At 65.4% G+C, this 16,680-nt stretch carries 19 protein-coding genes; all 19 read left to right on the top strand.

Features of this window, described 5'->3' with window-relative positions:
• Window positions 1-140: 140 nt before the first annotated feature.
• The 19 genes from ACIGII_RS19130 to ACIGII_RS19040 all read left to right on the top strand — a co-directional run bounded on the left by ACIGII_RS19130 (window position 141) and on the right by ACIGII_RS19040 (window position 16,301).
• Complete coding sequence (locus ACIGII_RS19130) at window positions 141-1,112, top strand: hypothetical protein (protein WP_399657633.1); 972 nt, start codon at window positions 141-143, stop codon at window positions 1,110-1,112.
• 7 nt (window positions 1,113-1,119) lie between these two features.
• Complete coding sequence (locus ACIGII_RS19125) at window positions 1,120-2,154, top strand: HlyD family secretion protein (protein WP_100469008.1); 1,035 nt, start codon at window positions 1,120-1,122, stop codon at window positions 2,152-2,154.
• Between the two features lie 31 nt (window positions 2,155-2,185).
• On the top strand, window positions 2,186-2,497 hold the full coding sequence (locus ACIGII_RS19120; protein WP_100469011.1) for a DUF3861 domain-containing protein: 312 nt from the start codon (window positions 2,186-2,188) through the stop codon (window positions 2,495-2,497).
• A gap of 37 nt (window positions 2,498-2,534) precedes the next feature.
• On the top strand, window positions 2,535-3,479 hold the full coding sequence (locus ACIGII_RS19115) for a LysR family transcriptional regulator (RefSeq protein WP_399640922.1): 945 nt from the start codon (window positions 2,535-2,537) through the stop codon (window positions 3,477-3,479).
• On the top strand, window positions 3,476-3,754 hold the full coding sequence (locus ACIGII_RS19110) for an entry exclusion lipoprotein TrbK (RefSeq protein ID WP_100469017.1): 279 nt from the start codon (window positions 3,476-3,478) through the stop codon (window positions 3,752-3,754). The genes ACIGII_RS19115 and ACIGII_RS19110 overlap by 4 nt, the downstream gene beginning before the upstream one ends.
• A gap of 3 nt (window positions 3,755-3,757) precedes the next feature.
• On the top strand, window positions 3,758-3,904 hold the full coding sequence (locus ACIGII_RS19105) for a hypothetical protein (RefSeq protein ID WP_197631840.1): 147 nt from the start codon (window positions 3,758-3,760) through the stop codon (window positions 3,902-3,904).
• A gap of 86 nt (window positions 3,905-3,990) precedes the next feature.
• Window positions 3,991-5,994, top strand: coding sequence for a conjugal transfer protein TraG (locus ACIGII_RS19100; RefSeq protein ID WP_399640919.1), 2,004 nt, complete (start codon window positions 3,991-3,993; stop codon window positions 5,992-5,994).
• A complete protein-coding gene (locus tag ACIGII_RS19095; protein WP_399640916.1) occupies window positions 5,991-6,455 on the top strand; it encodes a CopG family transcriptional regulator in 465 nt (154 codons plus the stop codon). Before ACIGII_RS19100 ends, ACIGII_RS19095 begins: the two co-directional genes overlap by 4 nt.
• The gene (gene trbB / locus ACIGII_RS19090) at window positions 6,452-7,504 is read left to right on the top strand and encodes a P-type conjugative transfer ATPase TrbB (protein WP_399640913.1); all 1,053 of its coding nucleotides are present in this window, start codon (window positions 6,452-6,454) and stop codon (window positions 7,502-7,504) included. Before ACIGII_RS19095 ends, trbB begins: the two co-directional genes overlap by 4 nt.
• Entirely contained in the window at window positions 7,501-7,896 is a 396-nt protein-coding gene (locus tag ACIGII_RS19085) for a TrbC/VirB2 family protein (RefSeq protein WP_035481269.1), read from the top strand. The genes trbB and ACIGII_RS19085 overlap by 4 nt, the downstream gene beginning before the upstream one ends.
• Window positions 7,893-8,165, top strand: coding sequence for a VirB3 family type IV secretion system protein (locus ACIGII_RS19080; RefSeq protein WP_035481271.1), 273 nt, complete (start codon window positions 7,893-7,895; stop codon window positions 8,163-8,165). The genes ACIGII_RS19085 and ACIGII_RS19080 overlap by 4 nt, the downstream gene beginning before the upstream one ends.
• Before the next feature lie 12 nt (window positions 8,166-8,177).
• Entirely contained in the window at window positions 8,178-10,631 is a 2,454-nt protein-coding gene (gene trbE / locus ACIGII_RS19075; protein WP_212632159.1) for a conjugal transfer protein TrbE, read from the top strand.
• A complete protein-coding gene (gene trbJ, locus ACIGII_RS19070; protein WP_399640908.1) occupies window positions 10,628-11,353 on the top strand; it encodes a P-type conjugative transfer protein TrbJ in 726 nt (241 codons plus the stop codon). The genes trbE and trbJ overlap by 4 nt, the downstream gene beginning before the upstream one ends.
• A gap of 12 nt (window positions 11,354-11,365) precedes the next feature.
• Window positions 11,366-11,698 carry a hypothetical protein gene (locus ACIGII_RS19065; protein WP_399640905.1) on the top strand — a complete coding sequence of 111 codons (333 nt, stop codon included), beginning with the start codon at window positions 11,366-11,368 and terminating at the stop codon, window positions 11,696-11,698.
• Window positions 11,695-13,077, top strand: a complete 1,383-nt coding sequence (gene trbL, locus ACIGII_RS19060) for a P-type conjugative transfer protein TrbL (RefSeq protein ID WP_399640903.1) — start codon at window positions 11,695-11,697, stop codon at window positions 13,075-13,077. The genes ACIGII_RS19065 and trbL overlap by 4 nt, the downstream gene beginning before the upstream one ends.
• A gap of 11 nt (window positions 13,078-13,088) precedes the next feature.
• Window positions 13,089-13,793, top strand: coding sequence for a conjugal transfer protein TrbF (gene trbF / locus ACIGII_RS19055; protein ID WP_146537825.1), 705 nt, complete (start codon window positions 13,089-13,091; stop codon window positions 13,791-13,793).
• Window positions 13,790-14,782, top strand: a complete 993-nt coding sequence (trbG, locus tag ACIGII_RS19050; protein WP_399657630.1) for a P-type conjugative transfer protein TrbG — start codon at window positions 13,790-13,792, stop codon at window positions 14,780-14,782. The genes trbF and trbG overlap by 4 nt, the downstream gene beginning before the upstream one ends.
• A 2-nt stretch (window positions 14,783-14,784) precedes the next feature.
• The gene (locus ACIGII_RS19045) at window positions 14,785-16,059 is read left to right on the top strand and encodes a TrbI/VirB10 family protein (protein WP_399640898.1); all 1,275 of its coding nucleotides are present in this window, start codon (window positions 14,785-14,787) and stop codon (window positions 16,057-16,059) included.
• Window positions 16,056-16,301 (top strand): DUF2274 domain-containing protein, encoded by a 246-nt coding sequence (locus ACIGII_RS19040; protein ID WP_399640895.1) that lies wholly within the window; start codon window positions 16,056-16,058, stop codon window positions 16,299-16,301. Before ACIGII_RS19045 ends, ACIGII_RS19040 begins: the two co-directional genes overlap by 4 nt.
• Window positions 16,302-16,680 lie beyond the last annotated feature (379 nt).

The raw sequence follows: 16,680 nt of genomic DNA, 5'->3' as shown, positions 1-16,680 counted from the left end.
TACAATTTATGCCACACTCTTTCCGTACCCGAGCCCCTTCCGATCTCTCCCGCGCCCGCTTCTGCGGCAGCCCATCAGAAACGGGCGATTGACTCGATGCTCTGCATACTCATCGCGGCCATTGCCGCCTTGTTGATCGGATGGGGCCTGCCGAAAGACCCGATCAGACAGACCGCTTCCCGCAGGCCAACTGGCCCGGCCTGGCTTTCGGCGTGCCGGCATTTGCCCTGATTACCGTCGCCTTGGATCAGGGCGTGCGGCTGGACTGGTTCAACTCACCCCTCGTCGTCGTCTCGCTGGTGGCCGGGCTGACTCTGCTGGGAGCTTATCTGTTGACGGAGTGGTATCACCCGACGCCGTTCATCAAGTTGCAAATGCTCAGCCGCCGCAACTTGGCGTTGGGCTTCACCTTGTTCATCTGCCTCCTGGTCGTGCTGACCTCTAGCATGATGTTGCCGATGACCTTTCTCGGGCCGCTCCAAAGCTACCGACCGCTTCAGATGGCGCCGATCGGACTGATCGTCGCACTGCCCCAACTGGTCCTGGGTTCCGTGGTGGCGCTGTTCTTGTACCGGAAATGGGTCGATGCTCGATTCGTCTTCGCAGGCGGCCTGCTGCTGATCGCTCTGGCGTGTTTTTCTGGCGCGCAACTCACTTCTGACTGGAATCGCGACCAGTTCGTGATCGCGCAGACGCTGCAAGCCTTTGGACAGCCTATGGCTGTCGTCTCGCTGCTGTTTCTGTGTACCAGTGTCGTGCATCCCAGCGAAGGCCCGTATGTGTCAGGAAACATCAACACGCTGCGCGCCCTTGGGTCGGTATTCGGTGGCGCGGTGGTTGGGCAACTCGTGACTGTGAGACAGCGGTTCCACGCGGAAATGCTGCTGGACCACGCCGCATTGGTCGGCAACTCCGTTCCGCTTGCCCCGGAGCCCGCTCAACTGATGGGAATCATCGGTCAGCAGGCGCTAGTGCTGTCGGTCGCGGACGCCTATCGCGTGCTGGGCGTTCTGGCGCTGTTGATGGTCCCCTTCGTACTGCGGCTGACCTACATTCCCGCCCCCGACTTGCAGGCGCCCGCTCCTCAATCCACACCGTCGTCCCAAGGATAGTTCCACCATGGCCATGCCGAAGAAAGCCAAGATCACCAGTGCCCTGCTATTGCTCGCAGTGGCAGCGGGCTGTGTCATTTATCTGAATCGTCCCGAGTCCAGCGCATCGACGCAATCCACGGACGATGCCTACGTCCAGGCCGATTTCACCCTCGTCGCGCCGCAGGTTTCTGGCATGATCGGTAAGGTACTGGTCGAAGAAAACCAGCCCGTGAAGGCTGGCGATCTGCTCGCCGCCATCGACGACCGGGATTTCATCGTCGCGGTGGATGCGGCAAAGGCACAGGTCGCCGCTGCCCAGGCCAGTGTCGAGGGACTTGCCGCGCGCGTGGCGCAGCAGGAAACCGCGATCCGCCAGGCTCAGGCGACCGTCGCGGTGGACGACGCAGAACTCAAATTGGCAGAAGCCAACCAAAAGCGCTATCGGAACCTCGCCTCCGACGGATCAGGTTCGATCCAGGCGCAGCAACAGGCCGAAGCGCAGTTGGCCATTCGGCTGGCCAGTCGGGACAAGAACCGCGCGGGCCTGCAAGCGGCGCGACAGCAGACGGACATCCTAAGAGCTGATTTTGAGAAGGCCAAGGCTGCGCTTTCTCAAGCGCAGGCCGCCCAGGCCGCTGCGGAGTTGAAGCTTTCCTATACCCGAATCACGGCGCCCATCAGCGGCGTGATCGGCCAGAAGTCGGTGCGCGTCGGCGCATTCGTGAATGCTGGCAAGCCGTTGCTGGCGGTGATCCCTCTCGATGCGGTCTACATCACAGCCAACTTCCGCGAAACCCAGTTGGCGCGCGTACAGCCAGGGCAATCGGTGGACATCAAGGTGGACGCCTTGCCGGGTGCCGTACTGAAGGGAACCGTGGAGAGCCTGGGGCCAGCCAGTGGCGTCAGCTATTCGGCCGTCGCGCCGCACAACGCTACGGGCAACTTCACCAAGATCGTGCAACGCCTACCTGTGCGCATCCACATCGACCCTGACCAACCTGATGCCGCGAATTTGCGCGTCGGTATGTCCGTGACGCCGAAGATCCACATTGGTCAGTAGCGTCACTAGTCCAATGTGAGGAACCATACAAATGAGACAAAACCGCTATCGCGTGACTCTGGAGCAATTAACTGATTCGCGCGGCGTTCCCAGCGATCGCAGGCCGCTACAGTTTGAGGTAGGAAATCATGACGACATCATTTCCGTCGTGACATGGCTTCGCAGTAGAGGCGACTTTGGTAGCCAAGAGGAGGCGGCTGCTTTTGGAGTTGGCTTGAAGTTATTCGGCGGGGCGATCCTGGCAAACAAAGGCAATCCGCTTTTCTCTTCATTCCTGCCGCAGCTATATCAATTCATAAAGGATTTCAAGGCAGGAGCAGGTAATAGTCAAGAGAAAAATTGACTCGGCCTCTCTGTGCGAAACGGGGACATGAATCACTATGGAGCTTCGTCACCTTCGATACTTTTTAGCCGTAGCTGAAGAACTCCGTTTTGCTCGTGCAGCGGAGAAGCTGCATATTGAACAATCACCACTGTCCCGAGCCATCAAGGAACTGGAAGAAGAACTCGGCGTCGTACTGTTTGCCCGCACCACGCGCAGCACGCGGCTGACCCATGCCGGAGCATTGTTCTTGGAACACGTGCGCCGCGTATTCGCTGCATTGGAACAAGCGCGCGATAGCGTGAAAGCGGCGGCGAATGGCTTTCATGGACAATTGCGCGTGGCCTTGTCGGATGGCATTACGCCGTCGCGCTTACCGGCCTTGCTGGCGTTGTGTCGCCAGGAAGAGCCTGAAGTTGAAATCCGCTTCTTCGAAGTGCCGCTATCGCAGCAGATCAAAGGGCTGCATGATGATCTGTACGACGTGGGATTTGCCCAATCCGATGAAGTAGGCGATGGAATCGTCGCCTTGCCCGCTTGGAGTGACGCGCTCATGGTGGCGGTGCCCGCCCGGCATCCGCTGCTGGTCCACAAGCGCATCCCCTTGCACGAGTTGCTGCGCTATCCGCTGGTTTTGTGCGATCCGCAGGTGTGTGAGGGCCATGCCAGGCACGTTGAACGAGTGCTGCGCCGTGCTGACATGGAACCACTGATCGCGGAACGGGTTGCCACGTGCGATCTGATGATGGCGCTGGTATCGGCTGGCTTCGCGCTCGGGCTGGCGGGCGCTGCACACATCGCCGCCAGCCGTGAGCCAGGTATTGTGGCCCGGCCGCTGGCGTCGCGAGTGCCGCCGCTGACGACCTACTTACTTCGTCTCGACGGTGAAACGTCCGACGAACTGGCACGGTTCATTGAGCGCGTACAAGCCATCGAATTGCCGGAAGCCCCCAGGCCCATGCGCGGCCGCAACCCCGATCCCCCGGAGGATTTGATGCCATGAAGAAGATCGTTCCGTTCGTGCTAGTGACCGCTCTGACCGCTTGCGGCCAATCCGAGGCACCGCAGAAAGCCGCCGATTCGAAGGCAAACATCCCGACGGTGGAGGCGCTTGCAGCCAACCCCGAACGGCTCAAGGAGCTGCGCCAGCAATGCAAGACCGACCGCGCCAAGCTGGGTGATGTATTGTGCAACCGGGTTGCCGAAGCCACGCGCAAACGGTTTTACGGTGACGGCGAAACCCCCTACACACCGCCGAAAGAGTCTCCAAAGTTCTGATTGTTGGCAGATAGCCGCATCGCCTTTATTTTTCTGCTCGACACGCCGCAATGCGCCTGCGCTTGCGGCGTTTTTCTTTGGCGCGCCACCGCGCTCATTCTTTCTTTTTCAGCGACTTTTCTGCTTAAAACGGTCTTTGACCGGCACTGACCCGGCACCGATCCTGACGCTTGCGGCACGTCCTTGTGCCGCGCTTTCCATGAGGAAAAAGCGCAGGAGAAATCGGAGGCCAGGTCATGCAAGGGACGAACGTGCTGTTCGGTCAGATCGCCGTGGTATTCGGCATCGTGATCACCGGAGTGTGGGGCGCCACGCAATGGACAGCAGCAGCCCTTGGCTACCAACTACGCCTTGGCTCGCCCTGGTTTGATTTCTTCGGCACGCCGGTCTATCACCCGTGGCGGCTGTTCGAGTGGTGGTTCTTCTTCGACGCCTACGCGCCGCGCGTGTTCGACACCGGCGGCGCCATCGCGGGCGGCAGCGGTCTTGTCGCCGTGCTGGTGGCGATTGGCATGTCGATCTGGCGCTCGCGGCAATCGCGCCTGGTCACGACCTACGGCTCGGCCCGCTGGGCCAACGCGGAGGACATTCGCAAAGCGGGCCTCACGCAACCGACCGGCGTATTCCTCGGCCAGCATGATCGCCAGTACCTGCGCCACGAAGGGCCAGAGCATATCCTGACCTTCGCGCCCACGCGCTCGGGCAAAGGCGTGGGTCTTGTCGTTCCTACGCTCTTGAGCTGGCCCGCGTCCGCCGTCATCCACGACATCAAGGGCGAGAACTGGCAGATCACCGCAGGGTGGCGCTCGCGCTTCTCGCATTGCCTGCTGTTCAACCCGACCGATGCGAAGTCGGCCGCCTACAACCCACTGCTGGAGGTTCGACGCGGCGCGCATGAAGTGCGCGACGTGCAGAACATCGCGGACATTCTGGTCGATCCCGAAGGCGCGCTGGAGAAGCGCAACCATTGGGAGAAGACCTCGCACGCGCTGCTGGTCGGGGCCATCCTGCATGTGCTCTACGCGGGCGAGGACAAGACGCTGCGCGGCGTCGCCAATTTCCTGTCCGATCCGGCCAGCCCCTTCGAGCTGACCTTGCACCGGATGATGACCACGCCGCACCTCGGCGATGGCCCGCATCCGGTGGTGGCGTCCGCTGCGCGCGAAGTGCTCAACAAGTCGGACAACGAGCGTTCCGGTGTGTTGAGCACCGCCATGTCGTTCCTCGGCCTGTACCGCGACCCCACGGTGGCCGAAGTCACCTCGCGCTGCGACTGGCGCATCGCCGACCTGATTGCGGCAGAGCATCCGGTGTCGCTGTACCTGGTGGTGCCGCCTTCGGACATATCGCGCACGAAGCCGCTCATCCGCCTGATCCTCAACCAGATTGGACGGCGCCTCACCGAATCGCTCGATGGCTCCGACGGCATCGAGCGCCGCCACAAGCTGCTACTGATGCTCGATGAGTTCCCGGCGCTGGGGCGCCTGGACTTCTTCGAGACGGCCTTGGCCTTCATGGCGGGCTACGGCATCCGCAGCTTTCTCATTGCGCAGTCGCTCAACCAGATCGACAAAGCCTACGGCCAGAACCATTCGATTCTGGACAACTGTCATGTGCGCGTGACGTTTGCGACGAACGACGAACGCACGGCCAAGCGTATTTCCGAGACGCTGGGCACCGCGACCGAGCTGCGCGCGCAGCGCAACTATGCCGGCCACAGGCTCGCGCCGTGGCTGGGGCACCTCATGGTGTCGCGTCAGGAGACGGCTCGCCCGCTGCTGACGCCGGGCGAGGTGATGCAGCTTCCGCCTGACGAAGCCGTGGTGATGGTGTCCAGCGTGGCGCCGATCAAGGCGAAGAAGCTGCGCTACTACGCGGACAGCAATTTCAAGTGCCGCGTGTTGCCACCGCCTGCACTGGCGGACGGGCAGTACGCAGATGCGCCGCCATCGCGGCCTGACGACTGGAGCGGCCTGGCAATTCCCGCCGTGCCCGTCGCGCCTGCGGCCGATACCGCCGAGGGCTTCGCTGCCTCTGCCGACGACGGAGGCCCGCGCCGTCAGCCCGAACTCTCCGAAGCCGTTGCCTATGCCCCCGAGCTGGCCGCGCCTGCGGCCGACCTCGCGCTGCTCGATGACGACGACGACCTGCCGCTTCCCCTTCCTCGCCAGCTTGACCCAGCCATGCAGCGCACGGCGCGGCTGGCTTCTCTCGACCCCAACGACGGAATCGAGCTATGAGCCACTACCGCCTCAACCTGTTCATCCAGCCGGAGCACGCCAAGCGCCTGGACGAGCTGGCCGCCAAGAAAGGCGTGTCCAAGTCGTCCATTGTCGCCGCTGCCTTGGCGTCCTGGCTGTCGCCGGACGCAGCAGACCAGCGCGAGGCGGCCATCGCCAAGCGGCTGGATCGCCTGTCGCGTCAGACCGAGCGCCTGGAGCGCGACCAGAACATCCAGATCGAGACGCTGGCGCTGTTCATTCGCTACTACCTGACCGTGAGCACGCCTGTTCCCGAGGCGCACCAAGACGCCGTTCGCGCCCAGGGCAAAGCGCGCTTCGAGCAATTCGTTGAGCAGTTGGGCCGCCACCTGCTGCGCGGGCGCAGCCTGGTGCGCGACGTGGTGGAAGAACTGCACCCCGATCCGATGCGGATGGAGGACGCGGCGGCAGCCGTGCAAGCGCAGGAGCGTGCGTCATGAGCGCCGCTCCGCAGTTCATGAGCGCCACGTCGCTCGACCGTCGCATCCAGATGCTGCGCACAGCGATGGGGCCGCTGATCGCCACCGCGCTCGAAGACCCGGACGTGGTGGAAATCATGCTCAACCCCGATCGCACCCTTTGGGTAGATCGGCTGTCGTCGGGCCGCGCGCCGATGGGCGTGGAGCTGTCCGAAGCGGACGGCGAGCGAATCATCCGCCTCGTGGCCGCCCACGTCGGCGCGGAGGTGCATCGCGGCCAACCACTGCTGTCGGCCGAGTTGCCCGAAACGGGCGAACGCTTCGAGGGCATCTTGCCGCCCGCCTCACCGGGGCCGGCCTTCGCGTTGCGCAAGCGCGCCATCGGCGTGATCCCGCTGGAGCGATACGTCGTCGACGGCATGATGACCAGCGCCCAGGCGGGCTTTCTCGTTCGCGCGGTGCGCGAGCGGCAGAACGTCTTGATCGCCGGCGCCACCAGCAGCGGCAAGACCACGCTCGCCAATGCCTTGCTCGCGGAGATCGCCGCCACGGGCGACCGCGTGCTGGTGCTCGAAGACACGGTGGAGCTGCAATGCGCGGCTCGCGACCACGTACCGCTGCGCACGCGCGCAGGCGTGGTGTCCATGACGGAGCTGGTGCGTTCGTCCATGCGCCTGCGCCCGGATCGTGTCGTCGTCGGCGAGGTGCGCGGCGCCGAGGCACTGGATCTCATCAAGGTGTGGGGCACGGGCCACCCCGGCGGCATCGCCACGATCCATGCCGGCTCCGCGCTCGGCGCGCTGCTGCGCCTGGAGCAACTGATTCTCGAAGTGGCGGTGAACCCGCCGCGTGCGCTGATCGCCGAGGCGGTCAACGTGGTGATCCACATCGCCGGGCGCGGGCGCAAGCGCCGCATCGAGAGCATTGCCCGCGTCGTCGGCTTCGACGGCGTGGGCTACCAACTGGCGGATGCCCTGGAAACGCCGTTCCCCGAGCTGCTGCCGATCCCCAATGCCGCACCTGCTGCGGCGACATCCCTGTCCCCTGACTCTCTTGGAGAACTGCCATGACACACGCCCATGCTTTCCGTGTTTCCGTAAATCCGCCTTCCCACCTGGCCGAGCTGTCCGGCTTCGCGCGGTTGCGCAGTCTGGCCCGCCCTGCGGCGCAAGGGCTGCTGCTGGCCGCGCTGCTGCTGTTCCTGGCCGGAACCGCGCAGGCCGCCGGTTCCTCGATGCCGTGGGAAGGCCCGCTGCAATCCATCCTTGAATCCATCCAGGGGCCGGTGGCGCGCATCGTCGCGGTCATCATCATCATCGCCACCGGCCTCGCGCTCGCCTTCGGCGACACGTCGGGCGGCTTCCGCAAGCTGATCCAGATCGTGTTCGGTCTGACCATCGCATTCGCGGCTTCGAGCTTCTTCCTGTCGTTCTTCAGCTTCTCCGGCGGGGCTGTCGTATGAGCGCCCCGGATACCTTCGCGGCCGGGTTCGAGGTGCCTTTGCACCGCTCGCTCACCGAGCCGATCTTGCTGGGCGGTGCGCCGCGCACCGTGGCGATTGCCAACGGCACGCTGGCTGCCGCTGTGGGGCTGGGCCTGCAACTCTGGATTCCCGGTGCCGTGCTCTGGATCGTCGGCCATTCGCTGGCGGTGTGGGGAGCGCGCGTCGATCCGCAGTTCATGCAGGTCTTTGCGCGACACATCAAGCATCGCCCGCTGCTGGACGTGTGAGGGGACGCCGCGATGCTGAACCTCGCCGAATACCGCCAGCGCCCGGCGCTGCTCGCCGACTGGCTGCCCTGGACCGGGTTGGTCGCGCCTGGCATCGTCTTGAACAAGGACGGCAGTTTCCAGCGCACGGCCCGGTTTCGTGGGCCTGATCTCGACAGCGCCACGCAAGGCGAGCTGATCGCCACGTCGGCGCGTCTGAACAACGCGCTGCGCCGGCTGGGTTCGGGCTGGGCTCTGTTCATCGAGGCCGAGCGCCGCGCCGCCGCCGACTATCCGCACTCGGAGTTTCCCGAGCCGCTGTCGTGGCTGGTGGACGAGGAACGCCGCGCCACCTTCGAGGAATCGGGCAACGACTTCGAGAGTGGCTACCACCTGACGCTGGTGTACCTGCCGCCGGAGGAATCCCGCGCACGTGCAGCCAAGATGCTCTACGAGAACACGCCGACGAATGGCGTGGACTGGCGCGAGCGGCTGCAAGCCTTCGTCGCGGAAACCGATCGCGTCTTCGACCTTCTCGACGGCGTGATGCCAGAAATTGCTTGGCTCGATGACAGCCAGACGCTGACCTACCTGCACGCCACTATCTCGACGCGGCGCTACCGCGTCGGCGTGCCCGAAGTGCCATTCCACATCGACGCGCTGCTGACCGACTCCGCGCTGGTCGGTGGCCTGGCGCCCATGCTGGGCGACCAGCACCTGCGCGTGGTGTCGGTGCGGGGCTTCCCGACCTCGACCTGGCCGGGGATTCTGGACGACCTCAACCGCCTCGGCTTTGCCTACCGCTGGAGCACGCGCTTTCTCTGCCTCGACAAAGCCGAGGCGGAACGAGAGTTGGGGCGCCTGCGCCGCCAGTGGTTTGCGAAAAGGAAGAACGTCATCGCGCTGCTGCGCGAAACGATCTTCCAGCAGGAAAGCCCGCTGGTGGATACCGACGCCAACAACAAGGCGGCCGACGCCGACGCTGCCTTGCAGGAGTTGGGCAGCGACCAAGTTGCCTTCGGCTACCTGACGGCGACCGTCACCGTCATGGACACGGACGCCGCCGTGGCGGACGAGAAGCTGCGCATGGTCGAGCGTGTCATCCAGGGCCGGGGCTTCGTGACCATCCCCGAAACGCTCAACGCCGTGGATGCGTGGCTGTCGTCCATTCCAGGCAATGCCTACGCCAACGTGCGGCAGCCCATCGTCTCGACGTTGAACCTGGCGCACATGATGCCCCTGTCGGCGGTATGGGCCGGGCCGGAAAACAACGACCACCTCGACGGCCCGCCGCTGATCGTCACACGCACCGATGGCGCCACGCCGTTCCGGCTGGTGACGCACATCGGCGACGTGGGCCACACGGTAGTCGCCGGGCCGACCGGCATGGGCAAGTCGGTCCTGCTCGCCACGCTGGCAATGCAGTTCCGCCGCTATCGCGGCTCGCGCATCTTCGCGTTCGACATGGGCCGCTCGATGCGCGCCACGGTTCTCGGGCTGGGCGGCGAGCACTACGACCTCGGGACGGATGGCGAAATTGCCTTCCAGCCCTTGGCACGCATCGACCGCGAGGGCTCCCGCACCTGGGCGGCCGAATGGATCGAAGGCCGCTTGCTGCATGAAGGCGTGGCGGTCGGCCCCGACGAGAAAGCGGCTATCTGGTCGGCGCTGGGAAGCCTCGCCGGTGCGCCGTTGGAGCAGCGCACGATGACGGGGCTTTCCGTGCTGCTGCAATCGAACACACTGCGGCAGGCGCTGTCGCCCTATGTGCTCGGCGGTGCCCACGGCAAGCTGCTGGACGCCGACCATGACCGGCTGGGCATGGCCGACGTGCAGTGCTTCGAGATGGAGGAGCTGATGCACAGCAAGGCCGCCGTCATGGCCGTGCTGCATTACCTCTTTGCGCGCTTCGATGAACGATTTGACGGTGCGCCCACGCTGCTGATCCTCGATGAAGCGTGGCTGTTCCTCGATGACCCGGTGTTTGCCGCGCGTATCCGGCAATGGCTCAAGACGCTCAGGAAAAAGAACGTCAGCGTCATCTTCTCCACGCAGTCGCTCGCGGACATCAAGGATTCGAGCATCGCGCCCGCGATCATCGAGAGCTGCGCGAGCCGCATTTTCCTCGCCAACCCGCAGGCGACCGAGCCGCAGATTCGCACGATCTACGAGGGCTTCGGCCTCAACAGGCGGCAGATCGAAATCGTCGCCACCGCGCAGCCCAAGCGCGACTACTACTACCAATCCCGTCTCGGAAACCGCCTGTTCGACCTCGACCTGGGGCCGGCGACGCTGGCCTTCGCCGGCGCTTCCACACCGCAAGACCAGCGCGACATGGATCGCGTGCTGCTGGATGCCGGCGTACCCGGCTTCGCGGGCGCCTGGCTGCGCCATCGCGGCCTCGATTGGGCGGCCGACCTGCTGCCCTCGTTCCCCGGCCTTGCGCCGGGTTCCCTCGCTGACCAACCCCTGGAGAACATGTCATGAAGAAGCGCCTAATCGCCGCCGCTGTCGCGGCCATGCTTTGCACCGCCACCGCCCATGCGCAATGGGTCGTGGTCGATCCCACGAACCTCGTGCAGAACACGCTGACCGCGATCCGCACGCTGGAGCAGATCAACAACCAGATCCAGCAGCTCCAGAACGAAGCGCAGATGCTGATGAACCAGGCGCGCAACCTCGCCAGCCTGCCGTCCAGTGTGGTGAACCAGTTGCGCGCCAATCTGGCGACGACCGAGCGGCTGATCGCCCAGGCCAGGGGCTTGGCCTACGACGTGACGAATCTGGATCGGGAGTTCGCGCGCCTGTATCCCGAGCAGTACGCCGCCACGGTCAGCGGCGACCAGATGTACCGCGACGCACAGGAGCGTTGGCGGAACACGCTCAACGGCTTGCAGACCACGATGCAGATGCAGGCCCAGGTGTCGCAGAACCTGGGCGAAGACGAAAGCGTACTGGCAGACCTCGTGAGCAAGAGCCAGTCGGCCGAAGGCGCGTTGCAGGCAACGCAGGCCATGAACCAACTGCTGGCCTTGCAGGCCAAGCAGTCGATCCAGTCGCAGCGGCTCCAGATCACGCAAGACCGGGCGACTGCGCTGGAGCTGGCGCGGCAGGCGGCGGCCACAGAGCGCGCCCGCGAGGTGCGGCGGCGTTTCTTGGGCGACGGCACACCGTACACGCCGCAGTCCGTGAACTTCTACGGCAACTGACGGGAGGCCGCCATGCGATGCGTCCTCGCCCTGTCGGTTTCGCTGCTTGTGGCGCTGCTGGTCGCTTGCAGCGAGCAGCCGGCCGACAACCTTGCCGATGCCTTGGCCACCGATCCCGTGCGGCTCAAGGCATTGCGCGCGCAATGCGCAACCGACCGGCAGGCCACGGGCGAGGACGCTTGCCGCGCCGCCGCCGAAGCCTTCCGGCGGCGCTTCTTTTCCGGCGAGGCCGGGCCGGATGAATACCGGACGTTGGCCGACCTGCCGCCGATCCCACCGAGCTTCGATGAACTGGCCGATGGCGAGGCGCCGACATCGCCCGCCGAACCAGAGAACACGCCATGAATGACGTGACCATCATCGACCAGTTCCTTGCCACGTTCGCCGCCTACATCGACTCGGGCTTCGGGCTGTTGCAGGGCGAAGTGGCCTTCCTCACGGCCACGCTGATCGTCATCGACATGACCATCGCCGGGCTGTATTGGGCCATGAGCCACGCCACCGGCCAGGGCGAGGACGTGATCGCCAAGCTGCTGCGCAAGGTGCTCTACGTCGGTGCCTTCGCTTACATCATCGGCAACTTCAACTGGCTCGCCGGCATTGTGTTCCGCTCTTTCGCCGGGCTGGGCCTGACGGCCACCGGCTCGGCGATCACGATGGAGAACTTCTTGCAGCCGGGCCGGCTGGCGAAAACCGGCATCGACGCAGGGGCGCCGATTCTGGAGCAAGTCGGCGAAATGGCCGGCCTCCCCGAGGTGTTCGTCAATCTCGATGCCATCGCGGTGATGTTCCTCGCTTGGCTGGTCGTTGTGCTGTGCTTCTTCGTGCTGGCGATCCAGCTTTTCATCACGCTGATCGAGTTCAAGCTGACCACGCTCGCCGGGTTCGTGCTGGTGCCGTTCGCGCTCTGGAACAAGACCGCGTTCCTCGCCGAAAAAGTGCTGGGCAACGTCGTGTCCGCCGGAATCAAGGTGCTGGTGCTGGCCGTGATCGTCGGTATCGGCTCGGGCTTGTTCGCTCAGTTCCAAGTCCATCCCGCCGAGCCGTCCATCGACCACGCGCTTGTCATCATGCTGGCCTCACTCACGCTGCTGGCGCTGGGGATCTTCGGCCCCGGCATCGCCACGGGCCTCGTGTCCGGTGCGCCGCAACTCGGCGCGGGCGCAATGGCCGGTGCTGCTGTCGGCGCTGCCGGCACGGCCGTCGCCATTGGCGCCGCTGCGACGGGCGTAGGCGGCGCCGTCATGGCCGGTGCGCGCATGGCGCCTGCCGCCGCCAAGCTCGCCGGCAGCGGTGCGCGTGCTGCCGCCTCGACGGCCGGCAGCGCACGCTCGGCGTTCCAAGCTGGTTCCGCCGCCGCAGGCGGTGGCGCGAAGGGTGCGATGGCTGGCCTGGGCAACGTCGCCAAGACCGGCGCACAGTCCGCTGGACGCGCGGCTGCCTCCCGTGCTTCCGCTGCCGGACAGCGCATGGCCGCCCCGTTCCGCGCTGGCTGGAACGGCCAAGCGGCCGATGCAGGCGCGGCCGGGGGAGCCGGAGCATCCAGCCAGGCCGCCGCAGGCGAAGCCGCTTCCGGCGCAGCCAATGCACAACCCGCTTGGGCCAAGCGACTGCATCGCCGCCAGCAGCTCACCCATGCCGCGACCACCACCGCCCACGCGCTGCGCGGTGGCGATGGTGGCGGCTCCGGGCAAGGCCCAAGCCTGCGCGATTCCGATTCATAAGGAGATTGACCATGCGATTCAAGAAACCGCAGGTGCGCTATGCCGACACGCCGCAGCCTGCGACGCCGTACCAAGCTGCCGGCCAGGTGTGGGACGACCGTATCGGCACGCCGCGCGTGCAGGCGAAGAACTGGCGGCTGATGGCCTTCGGGTGCCTCACGCTCGCACTGTTGATGGCGGGTGGCCTGGTGTGGCGCTCGGCACAGTCCATCGTGACGCCCTACGTGGTGGAGGTGGACAACGCGGGCCAGGTGCGCGCCGTGGGCGAAGCCGCCACGCCGTACCGGCCCAACGATGCACAGACGGCGCACCACATCGCGCGCTTCGTGACGCTGGTGCGCTCGCTGTCCATCGACCCCATCGTCGTCCGCCAGAACTGGCTCGACGCCTACGACTACACGACCGACAAGGGCGCGGCCGTGCTCAACGACTACGCGCGGGTCAACGACCCGTTCGCGCGCATCGGCAAGGAGTCGGTGACGGTGCAGATCACCAGCGTCGTGCGCGCTAGCGACACGTCTTTCAACGTACGCTGGACGGAACGCCGCTACGTCAACGGCGCCGCGGCGGGCCTGGAGCGGTGGACGGCCGTGGTGTCCATCGTGCTCCAGCCGCCGCGCACCGAAGAACGCCTGCGCAAGAACCCCCTGGGCATCTACGTCAACGGCTTGTCGTGGAGCCGCGAGTTGGATTCTTCCGAAGGAGCCAGACCATGAATGCACTTTTCCGTAAATCCGCTTTGCCGGTGATCCTGCTTGCCTTGGCGGGCTGCGCCACGCAGGGCAAGCCGCCGCCGACCATCTCGCTCGATGAGCCGGTGCAGGCCCAGCCGCTGCCAGAGCCGCCCGCGCCGGTGGAGGTGGTGGCCGTGCCCGAGGTGTTGCCGATGCCGGCGCAGTTGAAGCCCTTTCCCGAAGCGGAGGACGCCAAGCCTGTGCCGGAGCCGGCAGACGAGAAGGTGCGCGTTTCGCGTGCCAATGCCGAGGCCCGCGTCGCGCCCACGCGCGAGGGCTACGTCAACGCGATTCAAGTCTGGCCCTTCACGGATGGCGCGCTCTATCAGGTCTATGCGGCCGTGGGCCGCGTGACCGTGGTTTCGCTCCAGCCGGGTGAGGAACTGATGACGGTGGCCGCCGGCGATACCGTGCGCTGGATCGTGGGCGACACATCCAGCGGCAGCGGCACCGATCTGCGCGTGAACGTGCTGGTCAAGCCGATCCGCTCGGGTCTCAAGACCAATCTCGTCATCACTACCAATCGCAGGACGTACCTGCTGGAGCTGTCCTCGACGGAAAAGACATGGATGGCCTCCATTTCCTGGGAGTACCCGCGCGACCGGATGCTGGCTTTGCAGCGCCAGGCGCAGGCGGCCAGCGCCGCCGCGCCGGTCGATACCGGGCTGGCGCTGGAGAACCTGCGCTTCCGCTACGCGATCAGCGGCAGCAATCCGCCTTGGAAGCCGCTGCGCGCGTTCGATGACGGCGAGAAGGTCTATATCCAGTTTCCGGCGGGCATCGCGCAAGGCGAGCTGCCGCCGCTGTTTGTCATCGGCGCGCAGGGCGACGGGCAACTGGTGAACTACCGCTTCCGCTCGCCGTACTACATCGTGGATCGGCTGTTCGGCGCGGCCGAACTGCGCCTGGGCGGCGACAAGGGCGACGTGGTGCGAATCGAGCGCACGGACGGCGTTGCGCGGAGGAACTGACCATGAGCCAAGACGACGCTCCCGACCTTGCCGCGCCGCACGCGGACAAGGTAGCGCCCGAGGCGGTGGCGCTACGCGCCCAGCCGCGCCCGGTCACGCGCCTGAACCGGCGCACGCTGGCCATCCTCGTCGGCAGCCTGTCGGTCGCCGTGCTCGGCGCAACGATCTGGTCATTGCAGCCGCAGCGGCGCGGGGCCAGCGAGCAGACCGAGCTTTACAACGTCGATCGCGTCTCGAAGTCCGAAGGGCTGGACGGCCTGCCGGCCGACTACTCGAAGCTGCCGCCGAAGTTGCCCGAGCTGGGGCCACCGCTGCCGGGCGATCTTGGCCCGGCCATCGTGAACTCGCAGCAGCCGGTGACGCCAGGGTATGCGCCGCCGAGCCACGATCCCGAGGATGCCTTGCGCAATGAGGCCGATGCAGCGGCAGCTTCGTCGGTGTTCTTCCGTTCGGGGGGCCAAGGCCAAGCCGCCGCCACGGTGGCGCAGGCGGCGCCGGGTGCGCCTGGTGGCGCAAGCACGCTGGCGGCCTTCGATCCGCTCGCCGCTGGGCCGGCCTCGACTGCGGCCCAGCCTGCCGACCCGACCGCCGCGCAGAACCGGCAAGACCAGAAGGAAGCGTTCCTGAAAGCCGGCTCTACGGAAGCACGCAATTCCGGCAATCTGGCGCTGCCGGCGTCGCCCTACCAAGTGATGGCCGGAACCGTGATCGCGGGCGCGCTGGTGACAGGCATCAAGTCGGACTTGCCGGGCGACGTGATCGCCACGGTGACGGAGCCGGTCTATGACACGGCCACGGGCAAGTTCCTGCTGATCCCGCAGGGATCGCGCATCTTGGGCAAATACAACAGCCAGGTCAGCTACGGCCAGAGCCGCGTGCAGGTAGTGTGGAACCGGATCATCCTGCCCGACACGTCCTCGCTGACGCTCGACAACCTCGTGGGCACCGACCCGGCCGGCTACGCCGGCCTGGAAGACGACGTGGACTGGCACTGGAAGCGCATCGTCGCGGGCGCGGTGCTGACGACGCTGCTGGGCGTCGGAGCCGAGCTGGCCGCGCCGGAGAACCGCCAGGACGGCAATCGCATCGTCATCGCCGGGCGCGACAGCGCCCAGGACAGCATCAATCAGGTCGGCCAAGAGATCACCCGGCGCAACATGAACATCCAGCCGACATTGACCGAGCGGCCGGGCCTGCCGATGCGGATCATCGTCAACCGGGATCTGGTGCTGCGGCCCTACCAGCCTCTGTTCTTCAATCGGGGAGCTTCGCAATGAGCGCGACCAAGAAGCTGCGGCTCGGGCCGCTGCCGAAGACCGAGAACGTCAAGCTGACCTTTGCCTGCCCGGCCAGCCTGAAAGCCGACCTCGACCGCTACGCCTCGCTGCACGCGCAGGCATATGGCGAAGCAGTCGATGCAGAGAAGTTGATCCCGCACATGCTGGAGGCGTTCATGGCGGGGGATCGGGGGTTTAGGAAAGGCACGGCAACCCGGAGCGCGCCATCGAAGCCGACATGATGGCGTCGCATACCGGCCCATCCATCGAACGCGCAGCCTGAGGCTGCGCGTTCTTCATTCTGGATACCGCTACGCCTCTTGGGCTATGATGACGCGAAAAGCTCGCCGTTCCTCGGCAATCCAGCACGACACAGTGCGATGCGGCTTTCCCTCCCGATGCTCCTATGTGGCTCCTAGCCGTCGAGGCAACATTTCTGCGAAGTGGCCTGAAAAAGAGCTAACCTACTGTCCCATATACGGTTTCAAGTCCTGCGTGATTTACACGAAGGACTTGACGCCAGAACTTTTTTGGTTCTTCTCCCATCCGAGGGTAACGTGCGCTGCAGCAGGCGCGGCTGCCGGTGGGGCGAGCGCGGGGCCGCCATACCCTTGCCTGCGA

The organism is Stenotrophomonas sp. NPDC077420, assembly GCF_044543385.1.
Classification (GTDB): domain Bacteria; phylum Pseudomonadota; class Gammaproteobacteria; order Xanthomonadales; family Xanthomonadaceae; genus Stenotrophomonas.
Note: the sequence above shows the minus strand (reverse complement) of the source record. Positions and strands in the feature narration are given on the sequence as shown.